The organism is Pantoea sp. X-Soil-MYKO-1785 (assembly GCF_059730675.1).
In genome coordinates, this window is the sequence record NZ_AP036003.1 from 38,957 (window position 1) to 64,982 (window position 26,026).

Consider the following 26,026-nt stretch of genomic DNA (forward strand, 5'->3'; position numbering starts at 1 on the left):
GGATATGTGATGAGAGAGATGACCGTTCGGGAATTCAGGGAGCGGCTGGCGGCCGTCGGCGATGACGAGCTTTGCTGCGGCACCTTCTGGCTGGCAGAGGATTTTCTGGCCATTAAACCTTCCCTGACGCCGCAGGAGATTGCTGCCGCGATGGAATTTGCCGAAGACCATCATGATGCGAACGAGGGATTTAACTGGTGGCACCTGGAGATGGCCATCGATGCCGTCATACCGGAGGAGGAAGGAGCATAGCGCTGCCCGGTATGCAGCTGCAGATTCTCTGATGCCGCCGGTCACGGCGGCATTACTGCCTGAATGACATGAGTATGTCGCTGCGCTCCGCCTTCATGCCGTCTCCCGTCCTGCGGCCGGTAAACGGCTGGCATGAAGTGCCGTGACCTCACGGTAGCCGGGCTGCTTCGCAAACAAGGGAAGCTGCGCCGACATCCTCACCCGTTCCCCGCCGTGCGCGGGACATTCAGTCCGCTCCGGCGGCGCGTGCGGCTTCCGGTGTCGCCCCTGTTTGCTCTGCTGTTCGCCCGTCTGTGTGGAGGTCACGGCACCACTACCGGTGCCCCCTTCATACACAGGAGCATCACTATGTCTCGATTCATGCACGGCGACAGCGTACAGGTTATGGGCGGCTTTCCGGACAAGAGTATTGATTTCATCCTCACCGATCCGCCGTATCTCGTCGGCTTCAAAGACCGTTCCGGCCGATCGATTGCCAACGACGTTAACAGCGAGTGGGTGACGCCTGCCAGCCGCGAGATGTTCCGGGTGCTCAAGGACAACAGCCTGGCGGTGAGCTTCTACGGCTGGAACCGGATAGACATTTTTATGCAGGCGTGGAAGGCGGCGGGGTTCCGTGTGGTGGGCCACATCGTGTTCACCAAACCTTACGCCTCAAAGTCTGCGTTTGTGGGCTATCAGCACGAAAGTGCCTACGTGCTGGCCAAAGGGCGCCCGGCGCTGCCGGCGAAACCGCTGCCTGATGTGATGCCATGGGAGTACACCGGCAATCGGCATCACCCGACCGAAAAGCCGGTCAGCGCCCTGCGGCCGCTGATTGAGACCTTTACGCAGCCCGGCGCCATTGTCCTGGATCCGTTTGCCGGCAGCGGTTCGACCTGCGTGGCCGCTCAGGAATGCGGGCGCCGCTGGATCGGTATCGAGCTGATGGAGCAGTACCACGCCGCCGGCCTGCGCCGCCTGTATGCCCACCGCGACGCCCGCGCGGCCTGATGAAAGGAGAGAACCCGATGAACGATCACACTATGCACACTGACAACGATACCCTGGCGGCCGACGTCGCCGACCTGGAAGAATCGCTGTATGAGTTTCACCTGCGCCTGCGCGACATGATTGCGCGCCAGCTGTGGCACGGCGCCAGCCGGGAACAGCGCATGACGGGTCTGCTGATTGAGGGGATTGATAACGACCTGGTGGAGCTGTACCGGCGCGCGGCCGTGATACAGAAACACCTGAGGGCGTGACTGATTAATAAACAAACACCGCTCTGCACCCCTGCCGGCGCACGGCAGGGCCAGTTTTATCCACAGGGTTCCGGGGCGGATATGCACCCCGGATGTGGACAAGACGAAAAGGATGTTGCTGCGCGCCGCACTATGCCGCCTGCGGCGGGGGAATAAAAACCGTGCGGTCTGCGGCCGGTGCCGTGACTTCACTTTAGCCCGGCCGCTGCGTGTTCAAGAGATCGCTTCGCTCACCGTCCTCACCCGTTCGCACTCGCCTCCGCGGGCTTACTCCCGTCGCGCCTCCGCTCATGCTTCGCGTCGCCGCCGTGCGTAATCCCGCCTCGTGCTCGCTTGCGCTGCGGCTTCCGGCGGTGCTCATGAACACTCCGCTTTTCGCCGGGCTGTCATTCAGTCACGGCACAGGCCGGAACGGTTTACCACCCTGACAGCGGAGATTTCTGATGAATACTGCCACCCCTGCTTTTGAGTCCGCGCGCGTCCTTGACGGCTATACGCGCCTGCGTTTTCTGCCGGCGATTTTTGGCGACGATTTCATACGCGCCGAAAACAACGTGTACCTGTACGCCGATCGTTTCCTGGCGGACTACGACGGCGGCGTATGGGATTTTGCACTGCTGCCGTCCGGCGGTGGCTTCATGAAGCCCGCAGCGGAGGAAACCTGGCGTTTTGTTAACCCGGCAAATCACAGCGATGTGCGCCTGAGCAGCGAGGCGGCGGGCATCGTGATCACTTCACTGGTGCTCAATCACCGTAGCTGGATGTATGACCGTCACGACGAGGGCGAGCTGTGCGCGCTTTACTGCCGCCGTCACCGCCAGCTGACCGACTATGCCTTCACTCATCCCGAAGCCCGCACCATTTTTGCCGCGCTGGACTGATTAACCCACGGGGCGCCAAAGAGCGCCCCGTTAACAGGAGAAAAAACATGATGTACGGGAACGTTAAAGAAGTGTGTGCCCACCTGATCGAATCATTTGGTGAGGACAACCAGGTTGCGGTACTGGTCTGGACGCTGGAAGACGTGCTGGACAGCGCGGAATGCATGGACATAACAGAGAAAGAGGCGGGCAGGGTGCTGGAGTTTATTGCAGAGGCTGGCGACCACCGCCGTTATGGCATCGGTCGGGATGAAGTGCGGGACATGCTGACAAACCTGCGCGAAGAGGAAGCACAGGCGCGGGAAGTTACCGTATCCGCTACCGCGCTGGCACAGGTGCTGCGCGTGGCGGGCGATTATATGCGGCTTGAGGATGTACAGGGCGGTGAGGGAACAGCAAAACGCCTCTGGTCACTGGAGAATGAGGCCATCAGAACAGTTATGGCCGCACTGGAAAAATAAGCCGGGGCAGGGCAGGGAGGCCCGCCGCCCCTTTCCGGCCGCGAAAACATCCTGCCGCCTCCGGCGGCCTGCGGGAGACCTGCGCCTGCCGGCGCAGCTTTCCGCACCCACAGGTAAGTCAGTCAAACAGTGATAACGATGCAGTTAAGCCGGTTTTTATGCACTGAGATGGGTTTGTGAGTCGGATTATTGCCGAAACGGTTGCTTTTTTGTGGTGTTGATTCGGTCAGTAAGCAAACCAGAAATCTCACTTCGGGCCCCCTTCGGCTCCCCGGCTGGGCCGGGTCGTCGAGCCCTATGTCGCTAAGCGGCGAGCCGCTAAGCGCCACCGAACCCCTGCGGGTTTCGGCCGCAGGCGGTTTCGGTCTGATGTCCAGGTTCAACGGCTGCTGCCGGCTGCGCCGTCGCTTTCACCGTCCCGGCAAAACCCGCCGGGACTTTAAGGCCAGCCCGCGTAGCGGCCTGAAACGTCCCTTCTGACGCTTCCCTGCATTCCGTCCTGGTCTTTCGCAGAGGGCTTTTCGTAGCACCGCCGGTTCGTTCAAAAAGGGGTGAAATGCACTCCGTCAAAAACTTTTTGCGGAAGGGACACAAAAACTTTTTGCCTCCGCCCCTTTATGTCCTCTCTTCGTCGTTGCTACCCGGCCCTCGCCGCGAAAGGCCAGACCGGGAAGAAGAAACCCGCGTCAGAGAAGGTCTTTTTCGGATCCGCAGCGCGAGCTGCACCTACTCAGCCGGATTTAAGGAGCCATGCCATGCAAAACACACTCGCCAGCGTTACCCCTGATTCAACCGCCGACCGTGCGCCGGTTGAAATGATGCCCTGTCATAACGCGCAAAACCCTGAAAACACCGCACCTGAAGCACCCGGGCCTCGCCTGGAAAGCGTCAGTGATAACGTCCGGTTTTTCACCCGCCTTCAGATTCGTGATGCCCAGGGAAATTACGTGATGGCCACGGAGAGCCAGATCCTGGATGAAGCCGCGCGCGCTATCGATCATCGCTACCCTACCGGGACCTTTTTTGCCTCACCAGAGGTCTCTGAGGCGTTTTTCAGAGCAAAACTTGCCGGTCGCGAGCGTGAAATTTTTGCAGTCGCTTTTCTGAATAACCAGCATCAGCTGCTTGCCTATGAAGAGATGTTTAAGGGGTCTGTTTCAAGCGTAGAGGTTCATCCCCGGGAGGTGGTGTACAGGGCGCTGCAGCTGAACGCGGCGGCGGTTGTGGTGAGCCACAATCACCCCTCGTTTAACAAAGAGCCGTCCAGGGCTGACATTGCGATAACCGGACGCTTGCAAAAGGTCCTTGAGCTGGTCGCTGTGCGATTCATTGACCATATCATTGTGGCAGGAAACGAGACTGTTTCACTGGCTGAGCGGGGACAACTCAACGGGTAAACCGTTGCAACCAGGCTGGCAGGGTTGTCCCTGCCAGCCCCTCTTCCGGCCCGATACCCGGGCCGGATCCATGCCCCTGAGACAGAGCTGAATCCCATGACTCAAGAAGAAAAATTTACGCTTAACACCCTGCAGGCTTTCACCGCCTGCGATTTTGAAGCCTACCGCGATCGGGGCGAAACATTCCGCCAGCGCCTGACCGGGGCCGTACTTAACGCGCTACAGCTGCCGGACTGCTGGCGCACTGACTGCGAGATGCGCGGCGAGTGGGGCGGGGCGTACCCTGTTCACCTGCGGCTGACCCTCGCCGATGCGGCTGGACTCGCCGTCGAGCTTGTGAGTCCGTCTGCGAATTCGCCGCTGTGGAGTGTGGTGCTTAACGACCTCCGCGCCCCTTCCAGTGTACGGCTGTGCGTCAGCTACCGGTTTGAACCTGCGATGATGTCCGCCACGCTCAAAAAAATCACAGAGTACACGCGGGCGGGCTTCACCGGTGCCGGTGAGCTGGTCGCCGCGCTTCGGATGGGAGGGCTCGCCGCATGATCCCGAAATCACACTCACTGGTCACCCTGCTGCCGGAACGTCAGGCCGCGCTGCAGGCAATCGCGGCGGTTGAGCACGCACAGCAGCGGGGGACGCGGCTGGCCCGCCATCCCTGGGCCGCCGCGTTTATGAAGCAACTGAGCGGCAGGAGCCGCGTCAGCGTCCAGACGCTGAACCGCATACGGGGCATTTACCTCCGTCCGCGCGAAAAACGCGCGCCGCTGCCCGAGTGGGAAGGCGCGCTGGATATCTTCCTCAGCACGGCGGGCGAGGTTTGCCCGCTGCCGCTGCCGGGCGAGCTGGCAACCGTCCTGTTTCCGGAGGCCGTTTTTCGCCGCGCGGAGCGCGCAAAACACGCCGCCATGAAGACCGTAAGCCATGCAGGGCGGCGCGAGAGGCAGGCAGAGGACTACCGGGAGCGCCAGCTGGAGAACCGCATCCGGCAGGCTGAAACAGAACTGGCATTCCGCACACCGGAAACGCTGCGCGGCTGGTTTTCCGCCTGGTGTGACGACGTACCGGAAAACGACCTGAAGAACATGATCGCCGCATGGGCGCGCCGGTTTCCGTCGCTGAACGGCCTGGAAACCCTGCAGCCGTACGCCGGAGACGTTGCCTGTGAGGTGGCGTGCGAAATTCACCTGCGGTCCCTGCACATGGACAGCGCGCAGAAAGACATGAACCGCTGGCTGGTGCCCAACAAACTGACGACCCGGAAATCGTCAGAGCAGGGCTGATAAAATTAATACGCACACTGTTTCGTGATGCGAAACGTATGATATACTGTTTCTTGACAGGAAACGCGGAGCCGAAAAGTGATTAAGAGCTGGAAGCACAAAGGATTACAGAAGCTGTTTGAAAAAGGCGATATCAGCGGCGTACAGGCGCAGGACGCCGAGCGCATCCGGCTTCGCCTGCTGGTCATCGATGAAGCGCTTTCCACGGATGAGTTCAAAAACTATCCTGGCTTTCGTTTCCACCCCCTGAAAGGTGACAGGAAAAACCTTTTTTCGATTACGGTCAGGGCTAACTGGCGCATCACCTTCGAATTCACGGACGGCGACGCCTATATTCTCAACCTGGAGGACTACCACTGATGGCTATGTTCAATCCCCCGCATCCGGGCGGTCTGATCACCGAATACATTGAAGATAACAATATCGGCCTGCGCGTGCTGGCTAAAGAGCTGGGCGTGTCCGCTTCGGCGCTGAGCAAGGTTGCCAGCGGAAAGGCGTCCGTCAGCCCTGAAATGGCGGTGCGGCTGGAGGCGGGGCTGGGCATTGCGGCGCGTCTCTGGTTATCCATGCAGGCCGCCTGCGACCTGCACAAGGCGCGTGAAACCACGGACGTCTCTGGCGTGCACCTGCACGCGGGCGTGCTGGCGGCCTCCGCTCAGGACAGGCCTGGTAAGTAAATGCCGCTATAGCTACCCACACACCGCGCCCTCTGGCGCGGTTTTTCGTTGCGCTCTCTGTGCACCCCGGAAAATCAACACCGCCGCCCTGCGGGCCGGGACATGCCGGTGCTGGCGCACCGGGCATCCCCGTCAGGCTAAATTTGCCCTGCATGCTTAAAACTGAATCTGCTCAGGTCGTTCTCAGCTCCGTTGTTTCTTCCCGCCGCCGATAAAATTGTGCTCTCAGCAACAGTAACAGCAACAGCAACAGCAACAGCAACAGCAACAGCAACAGCGTGGGCCCCCTTCGGCTCCCCGGCAAGCCGGGTCGTCGAGCCCTACGTCGCTAAGCGGCAAGCCGCCAAGCGCCGACGACCCCCTGCGGGTTTCGTCCGCAAGCGGTTTCGGTCTGATGTCCAGGTTCAACGGCTGCTGCCGGCTTCGCCGTCGCTTTCACCGTCCCGGCGACCCCCCGCCGGGCCTTTAAGGCCAGCCCGCGTAGCGGTCTGAAACGTCCCCTCTGACGCTCCTCTGCTTTCCGGCCAGCCCTTGCGCGGAGGGCTGGTCGTAGCACCGCCGGTTCAGGCAGAAAGGGGTGAAATGCACGCCGACAGAAACTTTCCGCCAGGGGCCGCAAAAACTTTCTGTCGTCGCCCCTTTATGCCCTCTCTTCGTCGTTGCTCCTTTGCCCTTTGCCGCGAAAGGCCAGACCGGGAAGAAGAAACCCGCGTCAGAGAAGGTCTTTTTCGGGTCCGCAGCGCGAGCTGCACTTACTCAGCCGGATTTAAGGAGCCATGCCATGCAAAACACACTCGCCAGCGTTACCCCTGATTCAACCGCCGACCGTGCGCCGCTTACTGCCACCGGGGAAGTAGTTTCAGATACTTTTTTTGCGCCCGTTGAGACCGATCTGATTGATGGTTTGCTGGGACGTTATCAGCATACGCGCGCGATTATCGGGGAAATTGCCCGCGCAGTGACCAGCCACGAAAACACGCCAGCGGTGGCGCATTTTATCAGCGGCAACCTGAGCGGCCGCCGGGGTGGTTATGGTTTCTCCGTAGGGGATGTGTTTAACGTCACGGGGGCTGTTGCATCACTGAATGCGGCGTACTGGCAGGATGCGTTAAACCTGACGGACGTGTATGAGTACATGCCCAACGATCGCCGCAATGAGTGGAACGAGCAGATCCGCGAAATGAAAGCGCCTGATTTTGAGGAAGCAACCGTGCGATCAACGCTCTCCGAGCTGTTATTTTCCCGTGAGAAATTTTTCTCCGAGCGCGTGGACGGCATCTTTCGCAATCTGTCTGGTGAGCACGTCACCAACCGCCCGGAAGGGTTCGGCAAACGCATGATCATGGCACGCGTCTATGACGAGTGGGGCGGCAATAACTATCAGCGCACCGGTTACATCGATGACCTACGCCAGGTGATCGCCAAATTCATGGGGCGTGATCCAACCAGCTACCGCACCACCGACAAAATTTTGCAGATTGCCCGCAGCCGTGCCGGTGAATGGCTCACGCTCGATGGCGGTGCGCTGCGCGTCAAAGCCTTCCTGAAAGGAACCGCGCATCTTGAAATTCACCCGGACATGGCCTGGCGACTTAATGACATTCTGGCCTTCCTGCACCCGGCGGCCATTCCGGCGGAGCATCGCCAGAAGCCGCGCACGAAGGTGAAAAGTTTTGCACTGCAATCAAACCTCCTGCCGTTCTCCGTGCTGGCCGAACTGAGCGAGCTGGAGATCGAACGCACAACGCCGTTTCAGGCTAACCGCTGGGACGAACCGCGCCAACCCATTACGACAAACCCGTTTAACCGTCGCTTTAAGGGCTACCGGGAAGGAGACAAGGCCGCGCGCGCCGAAGCGGAAAAAGTGCTGATGAGTCTCGGAGGCGTAAAAATGAATATCAATGCGCTCACCTGGTTCGAGTTTGACTACGACCCGACAACGGCGATTCAGGATATTCAGTTAAGCGGTGCGCTGCCGGATCAGAAAACACACCAGTTTTACCCGACCACGTCCGAGCTCGCCGCGCAGCTGCTTGATGAGGCCGACATCCGCGAGGGTGAAACCTGCCTGGAGCCGAGCGCGGGCATGGGCGGCCTTGCTGACCTGATGCCGCAGGCGCAGACCACCTGCGTAGAGATTTCCCCGCTGCACTGCCGCGTACTGGAGGCCAAAGGCCACCACGTGATCGAAACCGATTTTCTGGCGTGGTCGCAGGAGACGCCGCAGCGCTTTGACGTGGTGGTGATGAATCCCCCCTACAGCGAGGGGCGCGCGGTGGCGCACCTGAACGCGGCGGCGGCGCTGGTGAAGGAGGGCGGCCGACTGGCAGCGATTCTGCCTGCGGGCAGCAACCGCAAAGATCTGCTGCCGGGCTGGGACTGCAGCTGGTCCGCACCGATGGAAGGCATGTTTGCGGGAACCGGGGTTAGCGTCGTGCGCCTGATGGCCTACAAGCCGGAGTAACTTTCCCGCCAGGCTGGCAGGGAAACCCTGCCAGATACAGCACCGGCCCGATTCCTGGGCCGGTTTTGTGATCCCGACACAAGGCCAGACTTCATTAACCGTGAAAAGACATTTTACGCACACACCCCCTCGAGGTTTCACCGGCTGCGATTATGCAGCCTGAAAAAATCGCAAAGTACACGCGGTCGGGCTTCCCGGGGTCCGGATGCATCGTTGCCGCGCTGCTGATGAGTGGCGCGCTGCATGCTCCCGAACGTTTTGGCTACTGTGCAAGCCGCAGAAAAATCTCCAGTACGCCCTGCGGGCCGGGAAAAGCCGGTGCTGTCGCACCGGCCGTTGCCGTCCTGCTGCGTTTGTCCATTATGCGAATATCTGTATCAGGCCGGGTAACTATCCGAACAGTGGTCTGTTCACGCCATCGTTAAAATCTTTTTAACAGCAACAGCAACAGCAACAGCAACAGCAACAGCGTGGGCCCCCTTCGGCTCCCCGGCAAGCCGGGTCGTCGAGCCCTACGTCGCTAAGCGGCAAGCCGCCAAGCGCCGCCGAACCCCTGCGGGTTTCGTCCGCAAGCGGTTTCGGTCTGATGTCCAGGTTCAACGGCTGCTGCCGGCTACGCCGTCGCTTTCACCGTCCCGGCGAACCCCCGCCGGGCCTTTAAGGCCAGCCCGCGTAGCGGGCTGAAACGTCCCTTCTGACGCTCCTCTGCTTTCCGGCCAGCCCTTGCGCGGAGGGCTGGTCGTAGCACCGCCGGTTCAGGCAGAAAGGGGTGAAATGCACGCCGCCAAAAACTTTTCGCCAGGGGCCGCAAAAACTTTTTGTCGTCGCCCCTTTATGCCTTCTCTTCGTCGTTGCTCCTTTGCCCTTTGCCGCGAAAGGCCAGACCGGAAAGAAGAAACCCGCGTCAGAGAAGGGCTTTTCGGGCACCGCGCGGCGGTCAGCCGGATCATTAATTTCAGACAGGAGCACATCATGACTTCAACCCAGAACAGCACCACCACTGAAATGCGCTGCGTAGCGGCGCTGGGCGACGGCGCATTTACGCGCGAACAGGCTGCAAACGTCGCTGCCGCCTTCAGCAACGTTTTCATTGAAGACGATCAGGGCAGTCATTTCCGTCTGGTCGTGCGTGAGCCGTCGGGCGCTCTTATCTGGAGGGCTTTCAGCTTTGAACATGATGCGGGCTACTGGCTGCGCAAGTACATCAACAGCCGCGGCGTGCCTCAGTCCCTGAATGAGCAACTGACTGCACTGACCGATCTGAATGACGTCGCGATGACGCTGGGGCAGCGCCGGAGCTCTATGGCTCACATTCTGGAAAATCTGGCCAGTGCCGTGGTGCAGCGCGTGCCAGCGGATTCGGTTGTGCTTCCGGCAGATGTTTCGGAAGTCTGGGGTGAAGCAGGGCGCATCGCGCTGGCGCATTTCGGGCTTCAGGGTGAAAAAGCGTTTTTCGCTGCCAGCCAGTGGCTGACCGCTGAGCTGGAGCAGGGCAGCAACGTACAGGCGTAAAAAAAGCAGGGTAGCCCCTGCTTCATTACGGCGGCCAGTTCGAGCTGGCTGCCTCATCAAAGACCAAACCCTTAGGAGAGTATTATGATTTTTGACCCCCAAATCGTCGCACACGCGCTGAGTTTTGTAAATGCCCTACGCAGTGGCCAACTGGCGCACGTCCCCGCGATGCCCTTTGCCCTGTGGCAGCAGTTTATGACGACCGTAAACAACCTGATGGAGGCGCAGCCATGAGCATCGCAACGCCCCTGAATTTACCTTACGCGCTGGCACCCATGACGCAGAACGACATCCTCCGCGTGCTGGGTGAGTACACCTTTATCCGCCTGGACAACGGCGACGAAGCCTTTTTCCATCACGGCAACTGGATCGCAGGTGCTGACGCCGCGAGTCGTGAACCTTCCGTTCTGGGGCTGGCGCAGAGTATGGCGCGCGCAGGCTGCAAGTCACTTCGCTGCATCGAGCTGCCGTTGCCTGATGATGCGGAGTGGAGCTGGGACGACGTTGTGACGCAGCTGGTGCGAGCATCATTTACGCGTCAGGTTCGCGGCGAACTGGTCGTGACGGCAAGCAACAATACCCGTCACGGGCGCGGCATCCATGTCTGCTGCGATCCGCTGCTGAGCGGGATCAATAACAACCTCTGGTTTCCGCTGAACTCTGCGGAGGACTGGCACGCTGGCGTCGAGCGCGTGCTGACCATGAACGGCGTGGCTGAAAACGTGGTGAGGCTGGAGCCGCTGCGGGACTGCCCGGAATACACCGATTTTAAGGTGATTTATAACCGAAAAATCTGCGCCTGATTCGCAGAGAGGCCGGAGAATGACCGGCCTCATGACGTTGTTTTCCCCATTCCCAACCCGTCGGCTATACCGTCACAGAGGTGTTTAACATGAATTCCGAAAACATCACCACCCTGACCGCTTCACTTTCTGAAGAAGCATTCACCATCCTTGATTTGCAGGCTCTGTCACAGCGTGCACAGGCTACTGAAGAAGTTAACGACAACGCACGTCGCGTCAGCCTTGCGGCATCCGCACTGTTACGTTTTGCGGAGCAGACTGGGATCGGCGACAGCACTGAACCGGCAGAAACCGCAGTCACCGACCTTCTGACCGATATCATGCACTTGTGTGCGCACTGCTGGCGGGATGATGGCGCAATCTCTTTCGAAAGCTCGCTGGAAACCGCCCGGATGCACTTCGCAGCCGAATCCCTTGAACATGGCCAGTGGGACTGCAAAAAATGAAAATGACCATCAAAGACATTACAGAAGCCATGACCAGCTCACATGACGGCTACGCCGAACTGGTTGCGGATTCTGTTTCCTTCAGCCTTAGCCGCCCGCTGACTAATGAGGAACATGATCAGATATATAACATCATTGAGTGCGCAATTTCCGAAGCGGTTAAGACGCTGCAAACCAGCGAACCTGAGGCGGATCAATTGCTCACACTGGAGCAGTTCAGCGATCTGGCTGACTACCTCTACCGCTGCGGCCAGTTCTGCGGGCCGGGTGGTATTCAGGGGCAGGATTTCCAGTCTCTGATCGTCATTGACGAACCCACCGAAGAACCGGAAGGCCGTAAAATTTTTATCCGGGATGGCTATCCAATTGCGGTGTATGACTTTGACACTGGTTACACCGTTCTGCGTACCTGAGTCCTCAAACTTACTTCATCCTGAGCAGGCAATACCAATCCCGCTTAGTGCGTGAGTTCGATACGAAATTTTCCACTACATCGGAGACCGCTATTCAGGCGGAATACACAATGACTTCACCAGAAAACACCTTATTTAAGCAACAGGTCCCTGAAATATGTCGCTGTGCCGTTATCAGCAATGCACATATGACGCGGGAAGATTCTGACATTCTGGATTCACTTTCGCGTCACATCAGCGGTGAAGATGGAGGATATAACTGGATACATCCGACAACATACGGATTTCTGATTCGTATGTCTGCAAGGTCCGATGCGATAGCACAACTCATGAGTAAAGGAATCTCCGATGACTTCAGTCACGTTGTCACTTATCTGACTGAACAATGTCAGGTTGCGATGATTCACTTCGATGCAGATGCGGAAATACTGGAAGGGTTTTCTGTACACAACTGGTAAAAATATTCCGGCAGAGGATCGTGTTTTCTGCCGGAATCGATTCATGATGCAGGCTGGATTTCCTGCTGAGTGTTTTTTTCCTTTGCCGCGTCAGTCTTACGAGGCTGGCGCTTTTTCTTTCCATTCCCCTCGTTTATCACTGTGGAAATTGCTTTCTCACTGAAGCGGAATTCCATTGAATCCAGCGCCGATTTGATATCCGCCACGGTATAGCCTTTCTCTTTCGCCAGCATCAGAATGGTGTCTTTCAAATTTTCCAGTGCTGCTTCGCGGGTGATACGCTGCGGCGTCAAATCTGGAAGATTTTCCAGCTTCTCACGCGCCTCATCCAGCTGCTTCTGAGTGAAAACATTACGTACCGCCATGTCATTTTTCCTTCTAAATGGTAAAGACCCGATTTTGCTGGATTTTTACCACCATTTCCACCCCCATCACCCCACATGACGCCGGTTTACTTCTGACCAGCTAAGTGGCAAAATACGAACAGTTGATTAAAAGACGGGACAGGAAATGTTTTGTCATTACCGCCTGCACGCAGACGATAATGCCAAAACGTCCTGGTCAGGGCTCCGCCCCGACACCCGGGTAATGTGCAAAGGTTGAGTTATGTCGAAAAGTGAAAAGCGTCAGAAGAACACACTAATCCAGCTGCGCTGTACGGAAGCTGAGGCTGACGCCATCAAAAAGAAGGCGATTGCAGCCGGACTCACAACATCTGAGTACCTTCGCCGTACGGCACTCAACCGACGCATTACCGTGCGCACCGACATTCGCATGATGAACGAGCTGCTGCGTCTGGGTGGTCTGCAGAAACACCTGTATACCCAGATGCAGACGAACATGACAACCGAGCTGAGCCACCAGTTCTCGGAAGTTCTGACGAGCATCAAGCACGCCATTAACGCACTGGACATGACGCCGGTACCGGTTGAGGACATGAAAGACTGATGAACGTGATCATCCCGCCAAAGCGCCGCGATAAGAAGACCAGCTTTAAGAAGCTGGTTAACTACGTGAGCACGCGCGAGGAAAAGAAAAGCGCTGAGGTTGTATCCCCTGATGCAGCAGAGCAGGCTCCGGGTGCAGAGTACATTTCTACTCCCGGATTTGGTCAGCTGGTTGACTACGTCGGACGTAAGCGTGCAGCACCCGCAAGCGAAATCATCAGCATTTCACCCGAGGGCATTCAGCGCGTGCTCTCGGGTGAAGTGCTGTGTGAGACCAACTGTTTCTCACTCGATACCGCTGCGTCAGAAATGAACCTGATCGCTTCACAAAACCGCCACTGTAAGGATGCGGTGTATCACTTTATTCTTTCCTGGCAGGGCGAAGAAGACCCGTCACCGGACGCGATTTTCCGCTCCGTTCGCTACAGCCTTAAACAGCTCGGAATGGAAGAGCATCAGTACGTGGCCGCCATTCACCGCGACACTGACAACGTACACTGCCACGTATCGGCTAACCGCGTTCATCCGCAGACCTATGCTGCACAAAACATGTGGAACGACGCAGACACACTCCAGAAGTGCTGCCGGGTGCTGGAGCGTGAGTTTGGTTTTAACGTGGATAACGGCAGCTGGCATATGGATCAGTATGGTGATCTCCACCGTACCCGCCGCGACATACCTTCTGCTCCTCGTGGTGCTGCTAAACGCGAGATTTTTTCTGATAAAGAAAGTCTTCACGGTTATGTGGTGCGTGAAACCCGTCAGATGCTAAACGATTTTTCTAAGCAGGATTGTCTGGACTGGCCGCTGGTCCACAACGTGCTTTATACGCGTGGGCTTGGGCTTCGCGAACAAAACGGCGGGCTCGCGATTTATGATCTGCTCAATCCGGAAGGCGTCAGCGTCAAAGCGTCTGACGTGCATCCTGCTATCAGCCATGCTGCCATGGTTAAGCGCTGGGGTGATTATCAACCGGCAGCTCCAGCGTCCGATCCTGATGACCATGAGGCAGGGATTCTAACCGTTGATAAATTTTACATGCCTCAGCTGCACGTGCGCGATCAGGAAGCCCGTCGCGAACGTCGTGAAGCACGCGCCGTTGCACGTGACATTCTGCGTGCCCGCTATGATGCATATCGTACCGGCTGGGAGAAACCTGACCTGCGTGCGGGTGAGCGCTTCCGCCAGATTTCGTCACACTGCGTGGTTGCTAAAGCACACGTTCGCGACACAGTCAGAGATCCACTGATGCGTAAGCTGATGTATCGCGTTGCTGAGTTTGAAAAGATGAAGGCAATGGCTGAGCTGCGCCTGAAGTTGCGCGAGGAGCGTCAGGTACTGAGCGACACCGGTGCGAGCCGACCGCTGAGCTGGAAGTCATGGGTTGAACGTGAAGCGGTGAATGGGGATGTTGCAGCCCTCAGCCAGATGCGTGGCTGGGCTTATCGTGAAAAACGAAACGCCCGTAAAGCACAAACCGCAAGCCGCATCCCGGATGCAGTGGTTTATTTCGGCTCCGGAGATGATGCTCCTGTTCTGCGAAATCCGACGCATGATGTCAGACTGCTGAAAGATGGCAGCGTAGAGTACCAGCGCGATGGGATCGCTGAAGTCACTGATTATGGCGACAGGCTTGAAGTATTCCCTCGTGGAGAGTCTGATCAGGAAACCTGGTGGCTTGCAGCTGCGGTTACAGCGCGTCGTTCAGGTGAGAACGCAGTCATTAATGGCGATCAGGCGTGCGTTACACGATTACTCGATAGCGGTGCGGTTCTGAATGCGAACAATGCCGTTCACAGATTTTACGTGGGTAATAAATTACAACAGGACCGTGTTGAAGTTACTGAGTCATGGTTCCGTGAGAAATATAGCAATGGTTCCCAGACCCCGGTAGCTGTGCCACGTTACGACTCAGTCGAAGCGGAGAACGTGCCGGTGCGTGTTAGCAAAGATTTACCACGACCATGAGGAAATTAAAGGAAGAGAAATAAGCCAAACGGAAGTATTTAGTCGCTGATTGCACAGGGTTAGAGGCCTGTACAACCAGCTAACCTTAACAACCTGTCTAGGAGGCTGCTATGGCTGCCGTGGATCCTATTGTATATGCACAATTGTGCAAGCTTTTTCCTGAACTAACTCAGCTACAAGTTACCGACACTTGTTTATATTCTGCCGGCGCGACTTACAAAGAAACCGGAGAGCTACGAGGCGTATCTGCTGAAACTATTAAAAAATCGCTTGAAGCTGCACGCAAGCGTTTAGATATAAACAATCTTCAATCACTAAGGTTGATTTTTCTAAGCAGAGTTATGCTGAGTCGCAAATCAGCATCCCCTCATGGTGTGAAAGATAGCCTTAAATTGTCTAATGCTCATCATTCCGAAATAGATAATTTCATTACCCTCCTGCCAGAATTATCACTTAATCAGGCAAAGTGTACTTATTACTTTATTAAAGGGCTTCCAACAGATATGACAGCCAAAAGGCTGGGTTTAACGCCTGAAGAAATTATGAAAAGCATCGAAGCTGTTCTCAGTAAACTGGAAGTCTGCTCGTTAAATGCTCTCAGGGTATTCATCTTCAGCAAGCTCCTCATTAATTTGGCTTTAAGTTAGTTTCAATCTCTAGTACCAAAAATATTAGAGTTAATTACGATTTTTTTTCAGGCTATAGCACCCCCCACAAGGGGTGCTAATCTATGGGGCTCTCAATTAAGTAATTGATATTTATCTATTTAAAAGATTGCGAGGTTATTGGTTAGCATGTCAACTACCTGTCACAGGTAGTTTCCAATTCAGGATAAATCCTATTTAATACCGGTCACTTACTTAATGCTTACACAACGCATACATGGAGTTGACATGGCAGCCCCCAAAAACCATAAAGGCATCGCAATCATGCTGTACATGTCTACGGAACTGAACGAAAAACTTACCGCGTCAGCCAAAAAATCCGGCCGCGCGAAAGTCACAGAAGCGTTGTTTCGTTTAGAAGACCATCTTGAATTGTTCGAATCGATTGCCACACCAGGGCAACGTTTTCCTGCCGGAACAGGCAGCAAAGACTAATAGATTATCTGATCCGGCTTATTAATTGCCGGCACTCATTTCTGATGAATTATGCGCATTCGCGCAGGGCTTCTTTTTGCCCAAAAACGGCCTCCGCTCTTTAACAATGTGCCCGAAACCCTGATCTCAAGGTCCTCTCTTGCCGGCACGCAACACTGGTGCACGGAAGATGTCCGGAGGTTATGTCATGACCAGAATCACATCAGGGGAACCCGTCGCAAGGCGGGGCAGGTTATAAGAGAAAGTGAGGCATTCTGTACCGGTCTCTTATATCGCTGACGGTCACAATTCAAAGTCGGAATGTTGGGTGTTACGTTCATATCCCTGCGAATCAGTTCGATATCTCTTTTTCTGGTGCCTGCGGGCTTCGCGGCTACCGGTTTCCGGACGTCATTTTCCCGGAGAGTATTAGCGCTGCACGCCGTGCAGCAGCGAACGGGTTTAACTTTCAATGATATCCCTGCGAATCAGTTCGACGTAGCTATTGATAGCGGGCTCGGGGCGATCCGCCGTTTCCCTTTCTCTAGTGATGATTAGCTCCTTACGCTGTAAGGACGCGAACGGGTTTCCCTGTCGTAACACGCCACATACGCCAAGATGACTCAGAGCATTTTGTGCGGACCCACTCTTTCCGGAGTGGGTCAGCCCGGCACTGCTCCGGACGTGCAGTTAATACACTTCAGGCGCCTGCGGGATGCAGGACGTATTCAGGGATTATTATGAACCTTTCAAAACGAAAACGGGATGCTGTGCGTGAGCAGCTCAGCGGCCGCTGCGCCTTTTGCGGCAGCACATTACTTGCTAAAGACTGGCATGCAGAATACATCGGTAAAAATTACATTAATGGCGGTATAGCCGCCGTCTGTACGGAGTGCCGTACGTCAAAGGGAAATGCCCCACCTGAGGTGTTTCGCACGATTCTTGCTGAGCAGGTTGTAAAGGCACAGCGGCACAGCGTTAATTTCCGGACCGCCCTCCGGTTCGGTTTATGTCACGTAAAGGCCGAACCCGTTGTGTTCTGGTTCGAACGCTGCGCCTCAGCCCAGCCGGCCAGGCAAATACTGACTTTGAAAAAATCTCACAGCCAATCTTCAGCCGCCTGACAGCCCGCCTGTAAGCGTCATTTATCAGGACATCATTCATGAAACGTTTTGCGATAACACGGGCAGCGCTCGTAATCGTCATGATGGCGGGCCTTTCCGCTTCAGCCATCTCTTCTGACGCGGTAACCCGTCTGTCTGAAGGCTACGGTCAGTTTCTTCATCATTTTGACGTATCAGCCCTTACGTTTTCTCCGGCACAGCCTGATTCGATGAACGCCATTCTTACCCGGCTTAATGTGCGGCAGGAGGCCGATGGGGCCGAAGGTGATGGTCTTTACGTGCTGGATGCGGCGAGCAGCAGGGACGTGATGCACCTTCTGCTGGAAGGTGGTCAGACCGGCCGCAAGCTGCACATCCGGCTCCCGGCTGGTGAAGACGGTAAGGCCGGTGCGTTTTCAATGAGGCCTGACGGAGAGTTCAGCGCCAGCCTGAAAGCTCACTACCTTGAATCCGTAAAGCAACTGCCCCCTGCTGTAATGCTGGATTATTCGCTGAAAGCCACTCTCAAGCGTCAGGCAATTGCCGGTTCACTCCGCAGCGATACTGATCAACCCCGCTATATCAGCGGCGGAAGCGTGCTGCTGCCGGATAAAGGCTCGCTGATGAGCGTAAGGCAGACGGATAGCGGGTACCTCATCTGGCTCGTCAGCACTTACTGATTACGCCCGGCAACCGGCCGGGCACATTTGCCCGATCCGGGATCACAACGAAAAGCGCACTCACCCTGACCGGTCAGTGCGCTTTTCGTTGTGGCGGACCTGCGGCCAGCGCACGCGGTCAGACTGACATCGTCTTATTACTCATTAATGCGATGCTACAAGTCTAAGTCATGCCGCTCTGGCGTCTGTCAGTCTGGCCAGAGCACCGGGAGGCACCCGGCGCCGCAACACCCCTTCTGACCGGCAGGTTTCGCCTGCCTTCCCGCACGGTTTTTGCCGGCCCAGCTCCGGCCGCCGCAGAGACGGTGCAGCCCTGAGTTATCCGGAGTTCTCTTTATGTCATTTACCGAACGGGCAGGGCTGATACCGGTCCTGTTTCTCACTGGCTGCGCGCAGCAGGCGGTCATCACCGGGCCGCCCTCGGGCAGCGTGGTGGACGGCATCCTCTCGCGCAGCGCGGCCGACATCAGCGCCATGCAGTACCGGCTTCACCAGAGCACGCCTTCCGCGCAGCGCCCGGCTTCACCGTCGGGCACGAAAGCTCACGCGCCGCTGCTGTCGCAACCTGCTGTCGCGGCGGGCGGGGCCCCTGTATTCAGAGGCACCGCAGCGCCATCGTCCACGGCGGGCGCCGGGCCTTCCGACGGCTTCGTGCGTCAGGGGGGCGCGGCGCCAACGCTTCGTGCAGCCCTGCGCAAAATTATCCCGCCCGGACACACGGTGGTGTTCGACAAAGCCGTTTCCGCCGACGCGCCCGAGCTGTGGCAGTGGACGGGCAACGATCGCTGGCCGTTCGTCGTGGACAAGCTGCTGGCCGGGCGCGGGATGAAGGCGACCGTTAATGCGAAAACCGGCACCGTCACCGTAGAGCCCGCGCAGCGCGCGCAGACGGCACGCAGCGCAGACAAACCAATATCACCCCCGGTTCCTGCCGCCGTGCCCGTCAGACCGGCTCCGGCCGGAGCGGTGAAAGCTGTTCCGCTGCCGACCACCGGACGTAACCCGTTCCACGGCGATGCCACATCAAAAGCTGCCGGGGCGGCAAGCGTGCCGGTTTCACCGGCAACAACCCGCGCGCCCGTTCTGCCGGTGATACCGCCGCCAGTGGTTCAGGTTCGTCACTGGCGCATTGAGACGGGCAGCACGGTGAAGGACTGGCTTTACAGCCAGGCCGCCGCGGAGACGTGTACCGTGCCGGGCATTAAGAACTGGACCGTGGCCTGGCTGACGCCAACCAACTACCGGGTAGACGCACCGCTCCACTTTGACGGCAGCTTCCGCGAGATGCTGAACCGGCTCTTCACCCTCTACGGGACCGCGAAGGTGCCGCTTTACGCGGGCGTGCGTGCCGCACAGTGCGTGGTGTCGGTGGATGATAAGGAGGTGCAGTAATGATCATGTACTGGCTGCTGGTTCTCTTTGCGGGACTGCTGCTGGGCGGGCTCTCCCCCGACCAGCGGGCCGTGCAGGAGGCGGGGCAGCTGCAGGACCAGACGCAGAGCCTGCAGGCCACGCAGATGGTGCGCTACATGAACCGCATCAACGACTGGCGCTACCTGAACCCCACAGCGAATAACCTCAGCGTCAGCGACGCGCAGCTTACCGGCTGGAAAAGTGTCGCCGGCCTCAGCAACGTCATCGCCAGCGGCAGGACCTACGTGTGGCGCGCGGCTCAGCCCGGGCTGATGGCGGCACTGCTGACGCAGACCCGTCACTCTGCGCTGGCTGGACGCGTGGTATCGCGCCGCCTGGTCGACAATTCCGGCGCCGACATGCAGCTCACCGTCCCTGCCGTCATCCCCGACGGCAGCGTGGTGTGGGTTAACTGACTTTCCCTTTCTTACAGGACACAGCAATGAAAATACCTCACCGGCTGACCGCGGCGGCGGCGCTCTGCCTGCTGGCCAGCGGCTGCAGCACGCTTGACCGCGTGGACGCCACCGAAAAGCGGGCCGCTGCCACAGAGGCGCAGGCCGATGCACACAAGCGCGCGCTTGAAAGCGGACAGGTCGTGCGCGACCTGACGTCTCAGTGGATTAACCCGATCCCCCTGAACGGGCTCGCCGGGCAGCGTCCCGAGCTGCCGCCCTGCGCGGTCAAAATTAATCGTCCCGGCAGCGTCACGCTCGCCTACGTCAGCGCTTTTATTACCGATCAGTGCCGCATCCCGGTGGTCGTGACTCCGGACGCGCAGGCGGCCATGGCCGGCAGCGGTGGTGGTGGCCGGACAGAAAAAATGCCCGGCCCATTGCCGGCTCCCGATGCCAGCGGCATGGTGCCGCTGGCCGCTATGGGCCAGACCAGCAGTCAGCCGGTCACGATGCAGCAGGGCGACGGCGGACTGCGCGGCGTCAGCTGGAACGGATCGCTCAGCGGGCTGCTGGACAACGTGACCACGCGGCTTGGCCTGTCGTGGCGCTACGAGTACGGGCACATCGCAATCTTCTGGCTCGATACGCGCAACTTCGCCATTAACTTTATGGACAGTGACGCGAGCTTTGAATCAAAGACTGTCAGCGGTACCACGTCTTCTGCCGGCACGAGCGGTAACAGCAGCGGTGGTAACAAGGGCGACAACAGCACCAGCCAGACCACGACGGCGACCATTAAGTCCAACATCTTTAAGGACGTGGAAACCACGGTGAAGTCAATGCTGACGCCGGGCTCAGGGCGCCTTAACCTCTCCGCCGGCGTGCTGACGGTTACCGATACGCCTCGCGTGCTCGACGCCATCGGCCGCTACATTGACGACCGTAACCGCGAGCTTAACCGCCAGGTGATGATTTCGGTAAAGGTGTTCAGCGTGGAGAACCGCCATCAGAACCAGCTGGGCATCGACTGGAACGCGGTTCTCAACACCGGCAGCGTCGGCCTGTCGCTGACGAGCCCGTTCACAGGGGCCGCTTCTGACGCGTTAAGCGGCGGCGTGGCCATTCTGGACGGCAAAGGTGAGGGGACGCAGACGTTCCTCAAGGCGCTGGACGAGCAGGCGAAACTCAGCGTGCTGACCACAGCCTCGGCGCTGACAACGAACCTCTCTGCCGTCCCGATTCAGAACGCGCTTCAACAGGACTATGTGCCGAGCATCAGCACCAGCCAGACGGCGAACGTCGGGACCAGCACCTCAATCACCACGGCGACCATCACCACCGGCTTTAACATGACCGCGCTGCCCTTCCTGATGCCGAACTCGCCGAAGATGCAGCTGGAGTTTTCTATCAGCATGTCTGACGACCCGACTTTCAAGGACTTCACCTCCGGCGGGCAGAACGCGCAGCTGGCCAAAACCAATCTGAAAACCACGACACAGCGCGTGATCATGCAGTCCGGCCAGACGCTGGTGCTGAGCGGCTATGAGCAGCTCAGCGATTCGGCTAACCGGCAGGGCACAGGGAGCTACAGCTTCTTTGGCCTTGGAGGCGGGGCGCGCGGTGACGACAGCCGCCGCATGTTCATCATCCTCGTAACGCCCGTCGTGCTGGGATAAGGAGGTTTTATGACGTCTGAACTGACGCAGCCCGGAGTCAGCGTGGTTCCCTCCGGGAAACACGCGCTGATTGCCGGCCTGCACTGGCAGTGGGTGTCGGTACGCGGGCGCCGGCGCATGCGCATTGAGGCCCGTGACCAGCTCGCGAGCCACTGGCTGGCGCTGCCCGCCGGTACGGCCGATGAGCCCGCCACCTGGCTGGGCACGCTTGCCGACGACACTGCCATTCTTCCCAAAGGTAAGCGGCCAGCCTCGCTAGCGGCGGCGCTGCTCGGAAGCGTGCCCGCCGACTGCTGGGGCATCTTTCTGCTTCCCGGCGGAAGGTACTGGTTTATGGCGGTCACCGGCGGTCACCCTTCGCCTTACGGGGACGTAACGGGAGATGCGGCCACCGCACTCCGCGCTGCCGAACTGTTCCGGGGCACGGCGCCGGCGCCGTCAACGGGCTGGACCGTGTTCGATCCGGATACCCTGCTGGACCTGCCCGACGCGCGCCGTGACCCGCTGAGTGCCCTGCTCCCGGCCACCGTGCCGGCGCGGGCGCTGCTGCACAAAACCGACAGCCGCACGCCATCCCGCCTGATGCTTCTGGCTGCGGTGATCGCGGCCGGCGCCTGGTACGGCAATCACTGGCTGGAGGAAAAGGAAAAGGCCGAGCACGCCGCCTGGGTGCAGGCCGAGCTGACCCGCGCACGCGAGGCGGCGGCGCTGAAGCCTGCCAGCCTGAATAAACCGTGGGGTGGGCAGCCAGACTTCTCGGGCATGCTCAGCGCGTGCGTGAAGCAGTGGCGTCAGGCGCCGCTGTCGATTGCCGGCTGGGTGTTCAGCCGGGCAACGTGCGAGGCCACCGGGCAGCTTACGCTGCACTATGCCCTGCCGGACGGTGGCACAGTGGGGGACTTTGCCGCCCGGCTGCCGCAGCTTTACGGGGCAGGGGCGCAGGCCGTGTTCAACATGCCCGGGCCGTCCGACGACGCGTCATTTAAGGAAACGGTCCGCTTTGCCGCTGCGCCGGCCGAAATGCTGCTGCCGGGGGACGAGCAGCTTCGCCGCATGACCAGCTACGCGCAGCGCCTGCGGGCAAACCTGCGCTTCAGCGAGCCCGTCGTGCTGACCCAGACCGTCGGGCAGGACCATATCCCGCTGCCGTGGAAGCGTTACAGCTTCACCTTTATCACCGATATCCCGCCGGACCGGCTGTTCGACGCTTCGCGCTTCCCGGGTAACGGGCTGCGGCTGAGTTCCGTAAAGGCCGAGCTGCACAGCAGCCGGCTGACCTACACCCTGGAAGGAATGCTCTATGCAGAGAATTAAGTGGCGTTACCTGCTGCTGCCCGCGCTGATTGTCAGTCAGCTGGCCGTCGCCGCGCCCGCAGCGACTGAAGGATCGGATTCGCCCGGCCCGGCAGCCTCTCCTGATGCCGGCCCGCGCGATACCAGCCTTGGCCGGCTGGAAGATATTCAGGCCAAAACCCTGCTGTACGAGGCGCAGCTGGCGCAGGCCAAAGCGTTCAACGAGCTGCAGAAAAACGGCTACGACGCCGGCACGGGCGGGCCTTTTAATCCGCAGCCTGCCGCGCCGGTGAAGGACAGCGCCGCACCCAAACCCGCACAGGAGAGCCGCGCGCTGCCGCTGATTGTGGAAATCTCCGGCGGCCAGCAGCTCTCCGCCACGCTTCAGCTCGAGGGCGGCAATCAGGTGCGCGTTCAGGCGGGCAGCCGCATTCCGGGCACCGCCTGGACGGTGGCAAAAATCACGTTCAGCGAGGTGACCGTCAGCAGTCCTGACAAAGGCCTCGTTTCACTGGCCTTCGCGGGGTAGACGAATGGAATTCAGCGAACAGACACTGAACTGGCTTCATCTTGACGACAGCAACCCGGAGCAGGGGCGGCTTTACGTGTCCACCGAGCATCGCGCGAGCCCGGCGGTGCAGTCGGAAATCGCGCGCGCCCGTCGCAGCCTGCCGGGGCTGGATATCCTGCCCGTGCACCTGAGCGAGCTTCGCCGGCTGCAGACCGGACGCGGCGGCAGCGCCGCTGCGGGAACGTGGTCGCCGGAGCAGAAAAAGGTGGTGGACTTTATGCGCCGCGCCGGCGAGTCGCACGCCTCAGACATTCACATCCTTATCGGCGCCGAGAATATTACGGCGGTGGTGTTCCGCATCCACGGCGACCTCGAACTGCAGGCCGAGCTGGACGTGGAGGAGGGCATGAGCCTTGCTTCCACTATCGTGATGTCGATGTGCGACGTGGCGCCGCAGGCCTTCAGCGAAACAGATGAACAGGACGGGCGCCTGCGCAACGAATTTGTGAAGGCGCTCGGACTGTACGCCGCGCGTTACTCGGCCGTGCCCACCGAGTCGGGCCTCTACGTGGTGCTGCGCGTGATACTGGACGAAAGCGAGGACATCCCCTCGCTCGACGTGCTGGGCTACCTTCCCGAGCAGCAGAAGCTGATACGCCGCATGCTGCAGCGCCCGGAGGGCATCATCATCACCGCCGGCCCCACCGGTTCGGGCAAGAGCAAAACCATGCGAACCTTCTGCCACATGTACGTGGAGCTGACGCGGGGTAAACGCCGTCTCGTTACGGTGGAAGACCCGGTGGAGGGCAAGGTGAAGGGAGCGGTGCAGACCACTATCATCGCCGACCGCAACGATTCTGAATCGGTCACGCGTGCCTGGCAGCGTCGTCTTTCGGCATTTAAGCGGCTTGACCCCGACGCGGAGGTTGTGGGTGAAATCCGCGACGGCTGGTCCGCCCGCGCCTGCATCAGCGAAGGAAAAAGCGGCAGCCTGGTGATGTCCACGCTTCACGCGAACGACGCACCGGGCATCATTGACCGCCTTACCGATACCCTCGACATACCGGCCGGCATGGTCATGGATCCGCAGGTGGTGATTGGCCTCATCGCGCAGCGCCTGGTGCAGACGCTCTGCCCGGCATGTAAACAAGGCTGGGCAGACGTCAGGGAAACGCTCAGCGAAGACGACCGCGAGCTGGTTGAAACATACTGCAATACCGCGACCGTCGCATTTCGCAACCATGCGGGCTGCAGCGCTAAGGGCTGCTGGCACGGCATCACCGGACGTAAGGTGATTGCCGAGGTCATCCGCCCTGACGCCCGCTTTATGCAGCTTTATCGCGAGCTCGGCAAGCTCGCGGCCCGCAGCTACTGGGTGCATCACATGGGCGGCATCACCCGCGGCATGCACCTGATGCGCTATATAGCGGCAGGCGAGGTTGACCCCATTGATGCGGATAAGCTCAGTCCGCTCGATGAGGACACCCTGAACCTGCTTCCGCCGGAGGCGCTGGTCCTCTCAGGCAGCGGAGGCGGCCATGGCTGACTTTATTCGCCTGCTGCGTGGCCGCCTCAAGGGCTCGCTTGCCAGAGGCAGCGCGCGCTCGGAAGGGCTGGGGCGCTGGCTTGGACAGAAAACCTTCAGCACGGCAGACCGCATGATGCTGTACGAAGATCTGGCGTTTCTGCTGGAGAACAACCAGAAAACCGAGGACGCGATTGCCGGCATGCAGCGCACGCGGCGCCGTAAAAACGATGCCGTATCGCTTTGCCTGGGGGACGTTCGTCACGCGCTGACGCGCGGCCGGGGACTGGACGCCGGGCTGGCCGGCTGGATACCGCCGCAGGAGGCGACAATCCTGCGGGCGGGGCGCGTGGCTAAAGACCTTCGCGGGGCGCTGCTGCGCGCCATTGAGGTGGTGAAGGGCATCGGCGAAATGAAGGCCACGGCGGTGGTGAACCTGACCTATCCGCTGATGCTGCTGGGCGGCACGTTCTACATGATGCAGATGGTCTACGACCGCTTCCTGCCGCGTCTTGAACAGCTCGCGCCGCCCGACCGCTGGACGGGTCCCCTGTGGTGGCTGGGTGCCATTACGCACTTCTTTATCGGTAACCGTTACGTGCTGGCCGCCGTCCTGGCTGCCTTTACCGGCTGGGTCGTCTGGTCACTGCCGCGCCTCACCGGTCCGGTGCGGCGTCAGGTGCTGGACTATCTGCTGCCGTGGAGCCTTTACCGGGAGATGCAGGGCGTTTCCTTTCTGCTGAACCTCAGCGCGCTGCTGCGCGCCAACGTCCGCACGGAGGAGGCGCTCGACATGCTGAGCCGCAACGCCACGCCCTGGCTGTATGAGCGTCTGACTGCCACCCGGCGTCAGGTGGCACGCGGTAAGCACCTCGGGCAGGCGCTGGCCGACAGCGGCTATGCGTTTCCCTCGCGGGAGGCTATCGACAGGCTTCTGCTGCTGACCTCCGGTCCGGGCGGCGAGGACAACATCGAAAACTTCGCGCGCATGTGGCTCACCAAATCCATCAACCGCATCAAACGTATTTCCCGGCTTCTGCAGCTGCTGGGGATGCTCGTGACCGCCGGCTATCTGCTGCTCACGTTTATCGCAACCCAGGACCTGGGCTCGCTGATTGGCAACCGCTAACTTTCTTTCCTAATGA

The 26,026-nt window shown here is 59.1% G+C and carries 30 protein-coding genes and 1 pseudogene; 30 read left to right on the forward strand and 1 reads right to left on the reverse strand.

Annotated features, from left to right (window positions below; translation table 11 throughout):
• Positions 1-9 precede the first annotated feature (9 nt).
• From AC6I8D_RS24440 to AC6I8D_RS24520, 17 genes and pseudogenes are all read left to right on the forward strand, one after another.
• Positions 10-252, forward strand: coding sequence for a hypothetical protein (locus AC6I8D_RS24440; RefSeq protein ID WP_497821202.1), 243 nt, complete (start codon positions 10-12; stop codon positions 250-252).
• Between the two features lie 348 nt (positions 253-600).
• Positions 601-1,245, forward strand: coding sequence for a DNA methyltransferase (locus tag AC6I8D_RS24445; protein WP_479490564.1), 645 nt, complete (start codon positions 601-603; stop codon positions 1,243-1,245).
• Positions 1,246-1,262: 17 nt separating this feature from the next.
• Complete coding sequence (locus AC6I8D_RS24450; RefSeq protein WP_497821203.1) at positions 1,263-1,496, forward strand: YubE family protein; 234 nt, start codon at positions 1,263-1,265, stop codon at positions 1,494-1,496.
• 443 nt (positions 1,497-1,939) lie between these two features.
• Positions 1,940-2,377, forward strand: coding sequence for an antirestriction protein (locus AC6I8D_RS24455; protein WP_497821204.1), 438 nt, complete (start codon positions 1,940-1,942; stop codon positions 2,375-2,377).
• A gap of 47 nt (positions 2,378-2,424) precedes the next feature.
• Positions 2,425-2,838: a hypothetical protein gene (locus tag AC6I8D_RS24460; RefSeq protein WP_497821205.1), complete on the forward strand. Its 414-nt coding sequence runs from the start codon at positions 2,425-2,427 to the stop codon at positions 2,836-2,838.
• Positions 2,839-3,716: 878 nt separating this feature from the next.
• Entirely contained in the window at positions 3,717-4,235 is a 519-nt protein-coding gene (locus AC6I8D_RS24465) for a JAB domain-containing protein (RefSeq protein ID WP_497821254.1), read from the forward strand.
• 96 nt (positions 4,236-4,331) lie between these two features.
• Positions 4,332-4,778, forward strand: a complete 447-nt coding sequence (locus tag AC6I8D_RS24470; RefSeq protein WP_497821206.1) for a conjugation system SOS inhibitor PsiB family protein — start codon at positions 4,332-4,334, stop codon at positions 4,776-4,778.
• Positions 4,775-5,515, forward strand: a complete 741-nt coding sequence (locus AC6I8D_RS24475; RefSeq protein WP_497821207.1) for a plasmid SOS inhibition protein A — start codon at positions 4,775-4,777, stop codon at positions 5,513-5,515. Before AC6I8D_RS24470 ends, AC6I8D_RS24475 begins: the two co-directional genes overlap by 4 nt.
• 78 nt (positions 5,516-5,593) lie before the next feature.
• Complete coding sequence (locus AC6I8D_RS24480; protein WP_455853972.1) at positions 5,594-5,875, forward strand: type II toxin-antitoxin system RelE/ParE family toxin; 282 nt, start codon at positions 5,594-5,596, stop codon at positions 5,873-5,875.
• Positions 5,875-6,192, forward strand: a complete 318-nt coding sequence (locus AC6I8D_RS24485; protein ID WP_497821208.1) for a HigA family addiction module antitoxin — start codon at positions 5,875-5,877, stop codon at positions 6,190-6,192. Before AC6I8D_RS24480 ends, AC6I8D_RS24485 begins: the two co-directional genes overlap by 1 nt.
• A 577-nt stretch (positions 6,193-6,769) precedes the next feature.
• Positions 6,770-8,656: a DUF4942 domain-containing protein gene (locus tag AC6I8D_RS24490; protein WP_497821209.1), complete on the forward strand. Its 1,887-nt coding sequence runs from the start codon at positions 6,770-6,772 to the stop codon at positions 8,654-8,656.
• Between the two features lie 972 nt (positions 8,657-9,628).
• A pseudogene (locus tag AC6I8D_RS24495) lies at positions 9,629-9,877 on the forward strand (DUF905 family protein); the annotation flags it as partial.
• Between the two features lie 375 nt (positions 9,878-10,252).
• Positions 10,253-10,402, forward strand: a complete 150-nt coding sequence (locus AC6I8D_RS24500; protein ID WP_222213955.1) for a succinate dehydrogenase flavoprotein subunit — start codon at positions 10,253-10,255, stop codon at positions 10,400-10,402.
• Positions 10,399-10,971 carry a hypothetical protein gene (locus AC6I8D_RS24505; RefSeq protein WP_497821210.1) on the forward strand — a complete coding sequence of 191 codons (573 nt, stop codon included), beginning with the start codon at positions 10,399-10,401 and terminating at the stop codon, positions 10,969-10,971. The genes AC6I8D_RS24500 and AC6I8D_RS24505 overlap by 4 nt, the downstream gene beginning before the upstream one ends.
• 89 nt (positions 10,972-11,060) lie before the next feature.
• Positions 11,061-11,417, forward strand: a complete 357-nt coding sequence (locus AC6I8D_RS24510; RefSeq protein ID WP_497821211.1) for a hypothetical protein — start codon at positions 11,061-11,063, stop codon at positions 11,415-11,417.
• Complete coding sequence (locus AC6I8D_RS24515) at positions 11,414-11,830, forward strand: hypothetical protein (RefSeq protein WP_497821212.1); 417 nt, start codon at positions 11,414-11,416, stop codon at positions 11,828-11,830. The genes AC6I8D_RS24510 and AC6I8D_RS24515 overlap by 4 nt, the downstream gene beginning before the upstream one ends.
• Positions 11,831-11,940: 110 nt before the next feature.
• Positions 11,941-12,288 carry a DUF5983 family protein gene (locus tag AC6I8D_RS24520; RefSeq protein ID WP_497821213.1) on the forward strand — a complete coding sequence of 116 codons (348 nt, stop codon included), beginning with the start codon at positions 11,941-11,943 and terminating at the stop codon, positions 12,286-12,288.
• Positions 12,289-12,329: 41 nt separating this feature from the next.
• Here the strand turns inward: AC6I8D_RS24520 and AC6I8D_RS24525 are convergent, their stop codons facing one another.
• Positions 12,330-12,653, reverse strand: coding sequence for a hypothetical protein (locus AC6I8D_RS24525; RefSeq protein ID WP_497821214.1), 324 nt, complete (start codon positions 12,651-12,653; stop codon positions 12,330-12,332).
• A 241-nt stretch (positions 12,654-12,894) separates the two neighbouring features.
• Between AC6I8D_RS24525 and mobA the strand changes: the two genes are divergently transcribed.
• From mobA to AC6I8D_RS24590, 13 genes are all read left to right on the forward strand, one after another.
• Complete coding sequence (mobA, locus tag AC6I8D_RS24530; RefSeq protein ID WP_497821215.1) at positions 12,895-13,236, forward strand: plasmid mobilization protein MobA; 342 nt, start codon at positions 12,895-12,897, stop codon at positions 13,234-13,236.
• On the forward strand, positions 13,236-15,203 hold the full coding sequence (gene traI, locus AC6I8D_RS24535; RefSeq protein WP_497821216.1) for a TraI/MobA(P) family conjugative relaxase: 1,968 nt from the start codon (positions 13,236-13,238) through the stop codon (positions 15,201-15,203). Before mobA ends, traI begins: the two co-directional genes overlap by 1 nt.
• A gap of 110 nt (positions 15,204-15,313) precedes the next feature.
• Positions 15,314-15,850 carry a helix-turn-helix transcriptional regulator gene (locus tag AC6I8D_RS24540; RefSeq protein ID WP_497821217.1) on the forward strand — a complete coding sequence of 179 codons (537 nt, stop codon included), beginning with the start codon at positions 15,314-15,316 and terminating at the stop codon, positions 15,848-15,850.
• Between the two features lie 246 nt (positions 15,851-16,096).
• On the forward strand, positions 16,097-16,303 hold the full coding sequence (locus AC6I8D_RS24545) for a TraY domain-containing protein (protein WP_497821218.1): 207 nt from the start codon (positions 16,097-16,099) through the stop codon (positions 16,301-16,303).
• A 719-nt stretch (positions 16,304-17,022) separates the two neighbouring features.
• Positions 17,023-17,406 carry an HNH endonuclease gene (locus AC6I8D_RS24550; RefSeq protein WP_497821219.1) on the forward strand — a complete coding sequence of 128 codons (384 nt, stop codon included), beginning with the start codon at positions 17,023-17,025 and terminating at the stop codon, positions 17,404-17,406.
• A gap of 38 nt (positions 17,407-17,444) precedes the next feature.
• The gene (locus tag AC6I8D_RS24555) at positions 17,445-18,065 is read left to right on the forward strand and encodes a hypothetical protein (RefSeq protein ID WP_497821220.1); all 621 of its coding nucleotides are present in this window, start codon (positions 17,445-17,447) and stop codon (positions 18,063-18,065) included.
• A gap of 336 nt (positions 18,066-18,401) precedes the next feature.
• On the forward strand, positions 18,402-19,457 hold the full coding sequence (locus tag AC6I8D_RS24560) for a TcpQ domain-containing protein (protein WP_497821221.1): 1,056 nt from the start codon (positions 18,402-18,404) through the stop codon (positions 19,455-19,457).
• On the forward strand, positions 19,457-19,894 hold the full coding sequence (pilM, locus tag AC6I8D_RS24565) for a type IV pilus biogenesis protein PilM (protein WP_497821222.1): 438 nt from the start codon (positions 19,457-19,459) through the stop codon (positions 19,892-19,894). Before AC6I8D_RS24560 ends, pilM begins: the two co-directional genes overlap by 1 nt.
• A 26-nt stretch (positions 19,895-19,920) precedes the next feature.
• On the forward strand, positions 19,921-21,552 hold the full coding sequence (gene pilN / locus AC6I8D_RS24570) for a PilN family type IVB pilus formation outer membrane protein (RefSeq protein WP_497821223.1): 1,632 nt from the start codon (positions 19,921-19,923) through the stop codon (positions 21,550-21,552).
• Between the two features lie 9 nt (positions 21,553-21,561).
• Entirely contained in the window at positions 21,562-22,866 is a 1,305-nt protein-coding gene (pilO2, locus tag AC6I8D_RS24575) for a type 4b pilus protein PilO2 (RefSeq protein WP_497821224.1), read from the forward strand.
• A complete protein-coding gene (gene pilP, locus AC6I8D_RS24580; protein ID WP_497821225.1) occupies positions 22,853-23,374 on the forward strand; it encodes a type IV pilus biogenesis protein PilP in 522 nt (173 codons plus the stop codon). Before pilO2 ends, pilP begins: the two co-directional genes overlap by 14 nt.
• A gap of 4 nt (positions 23,375-23,378) precedes the next feature.
• Positions 23,379-24,902 carry a GspE/PulE family protein gene (locus AC6I8D_RS24585; protein WP_497821226.1) on the forward strand — a complete coding sequence of 508 codons (1,524 nt, stop codon included), beginning with the start codon at positions 23,379-23,381 and terminating at the stop codon, positions 24,900-24,902.
• Positions 24,895-26,010 (forward strand): type II secretion system F family protein, encoded by a 1,116-nt coding sequence (locus tag AC6I8D_RS24590; RefSeq protein ID WP_222235185.1) that lies wholly within the window; start codon positions 24,895-24,897, stop codon positions 26,008-26,010. The genes AC6I8D_RS24585 and AC6I8D_RS24590 overlap by 8 nt, the downstream gene beginning before the upstream one ends.
• Positions 26,011-26,026 lie beyond the last annotated feature (16 nt).

What these genes read in the sequence shown, in the direction of transcription:
- AC6I8D_RS24445 (WP_479490564.1), top strand. Translation starts at nt 601, where the DNA reads ATGTCTCGATTCATGCACGGCGACAGCGTACAGGTTATGGGCGGCTTT.
- mobA (WP_497821215.1), top strand. Translation starts at nt 12,895, where the DNA reads ATGTCGAAAAGTGAAAAGCGTCAGAAGAACACACTAATCCAGCTGCGC.
- AC6I8D_RS24590 (WP_222235185.1), top strand. Translation starts at nt 24,895, where the DNA reads ATGGCTGACTTTATTCGCCTGCTGCGTGGCCGCCTCAAGGGCTCGCTT.
- AC6I8D_RS24585 (WP_497821226.1), top strand. Translation starts at nt 23,379, where the DNA reads ATGGAATTCAGCGAACAGACACTGAACTGGCTTCATCTTGACGACAGC.
- traI (WP_497821216.1), top strand. Translation starts at nt 13,236, where the DNA reads ATGAACGTGATCATCCCGCCAAAGCGCCGCGATAAGAAGACCAGCTTT.
- AC6I8D_RS24460 (WP_497821205.1), top strand. Translation starts at nt 2,425, where the DNA reads ATGATGTACGGGAACGTTAAAGAAGTGTGTGCCCACCTGATCGAATCA.
- AC6I8D_RS24545 (WP_497821218.1), top strand. Translation starts at nt 16,097, where the DNA reads ATGGCAGCCCCCAAAAACCATAAAGGCATCGCAATCATGCTGTACATG.
- pilP (WP_497821225.1), top strand. Translation starts at nt 22,853, where the DNA reads ATGCAGAGAATTAAGTGGCGTTACCTGCTGCTGCCCGCGCTGATTGTC.
- AC6I8D_RS24515 (WP_497821212.1), top strand. Translation starts at nt 11,414, where the DNA reads ATGAAAATGACCATCAAAGACATTACAGAAGCCATGACCAGCTCACAT.
- pilO2 (WP_497821224.1), top strand. Translation starts at nt 21,562, where the DNA reads ATGACGTCTGAACTGACGCAGCCCGGAGTCAGCGTGGTTCCCTCCGGG.
- AC6I8D_RS24525 (WP_497821214.1), bottom strand. Translation starts at nt 12,653, where the DNA reads ATGGCGGTACGTAATGTTTTCACTCAGAAGCAGCTGGATGAGGCGCGT.
- AC6I8D_RS24485 (WP_497821208.1), top strand. Translation starts at nt 5,875, where the DNA reads ATGGCTATGTTCAATCCCCCGCATCCGGGCGGTCTGATCACCGAATAC.
- pilN (WP_497821223.1), top strand. Translation starts at nt 19,921, where the DNA reads ATGAAAATACCTCACCGGCTGACCGCGGCGGCGGCGCTCTGCCTGCTG.
- AC6I8D_RS24475 (WP_497821207.1), top strand. Translation starts at nt 4,775, where the DNA reads ATGATCCCGAAATCACACTCACTGGTCACCCTGCTGCCGGAACGTCAG.
- AC6I8D_RS24550 (WP_497821219.1), top strand. Translation starts at nt 17,023, where the DNA reads ATGAACCTTTCAAAACGAAAACGGGATGCTGTGCGTGAGCAGCTCAGC.
- AC6I8D_RS24470 (WP_497821206.1), top strand. Translation starts at nt 4,332, where the DNA reads ATGACTCAAGAAGAAAAATTTACGCTTAACACCCTGCAGGCTTTCACC.
- AC6I8D_RS24540 (WP_497821217.1), top strand. Translation starts at nt 15,314, where the DNA reads ATGGCTGCCGTGGATCCTATTGTATATGCACAATTGTGCAAGCTTTTT.
- AC6I8D_RS24440 (WP_497821202.1), top strand. Translation starts at nt 10, where the DNA reads ATGAGAGAGATGACCGTTCGGGAATTCAGGGAGCGGCTGGCGGCCGTC.
- AC6I8D_RS24555 (WP_497821220.1), top strand. Translation starts at nt 17,445, where the DNA reads ATGAAACGTTTTGCGATAACACGGGCAGCGCTCGTAATCGTCATGATG.
- AC6I8D_RS24450 (WP_497821203.1), top strand. Translation starts at nt 1,263, where the DNA reads ATGAACGATCACACTATGCACACTGACAACGATACCCTGGCGGCCGAC.
- AC6I8D_RS24500 (WP_222213955.1), top strand. Translation starts at nt 10,253, where the DNA reads ATGATTTTTGACCCCCAAATCGTCGCACACGCGCTGAGTTTTGTAAAT.
- pilM (WP_497821222.1), top strand. Translation starts at nt 19,457, where the DNA reads ATGATCATGTACTGGCTGCTGGTTCTCTTTGCGGGACTGCTGCTGGGC.
- AC6I8D_RS24505 (WP_497821210.1), top strand. Translation starts at nt 10,399, where the DNA reads ATGAGCATCGCAACGCCCCTGAATTTACCTTACGCGCTGGCACCCATG.
- AC6I8D_RS24520 (WP_497821213.1), top strand. Translation starts at nt 11,941, where the DNA reads ATGACTTCACCAGAAAACACCTTATTTAAGCAACAGGTCCCTGAAATA.
- AC6I8D_RS24510 (WP_497821211.1), top strand. Translation starts at nt 11,061, where the DNA reads ATGAATTCCGAAAACATCACCACCCTGACCGCTTCACTTTCTGAAGAA.
- AC6I8D_RS24455 (WP_497821204.1), top strand. Translation starts at nt 1,940, where the DNA reads ATGAATACTGCCACCCCTGCTTTTGAGTCCGCGCGCGTCCTTGACGGC.
- AC6I8D_RS24560 (WP_497821221.1), top strand. Translation starts at nt 18,402, where the DNA reads ATGTCATTTACCGAACGGGCAGGGCTGATACCGGTCCTGTTTCTCACT.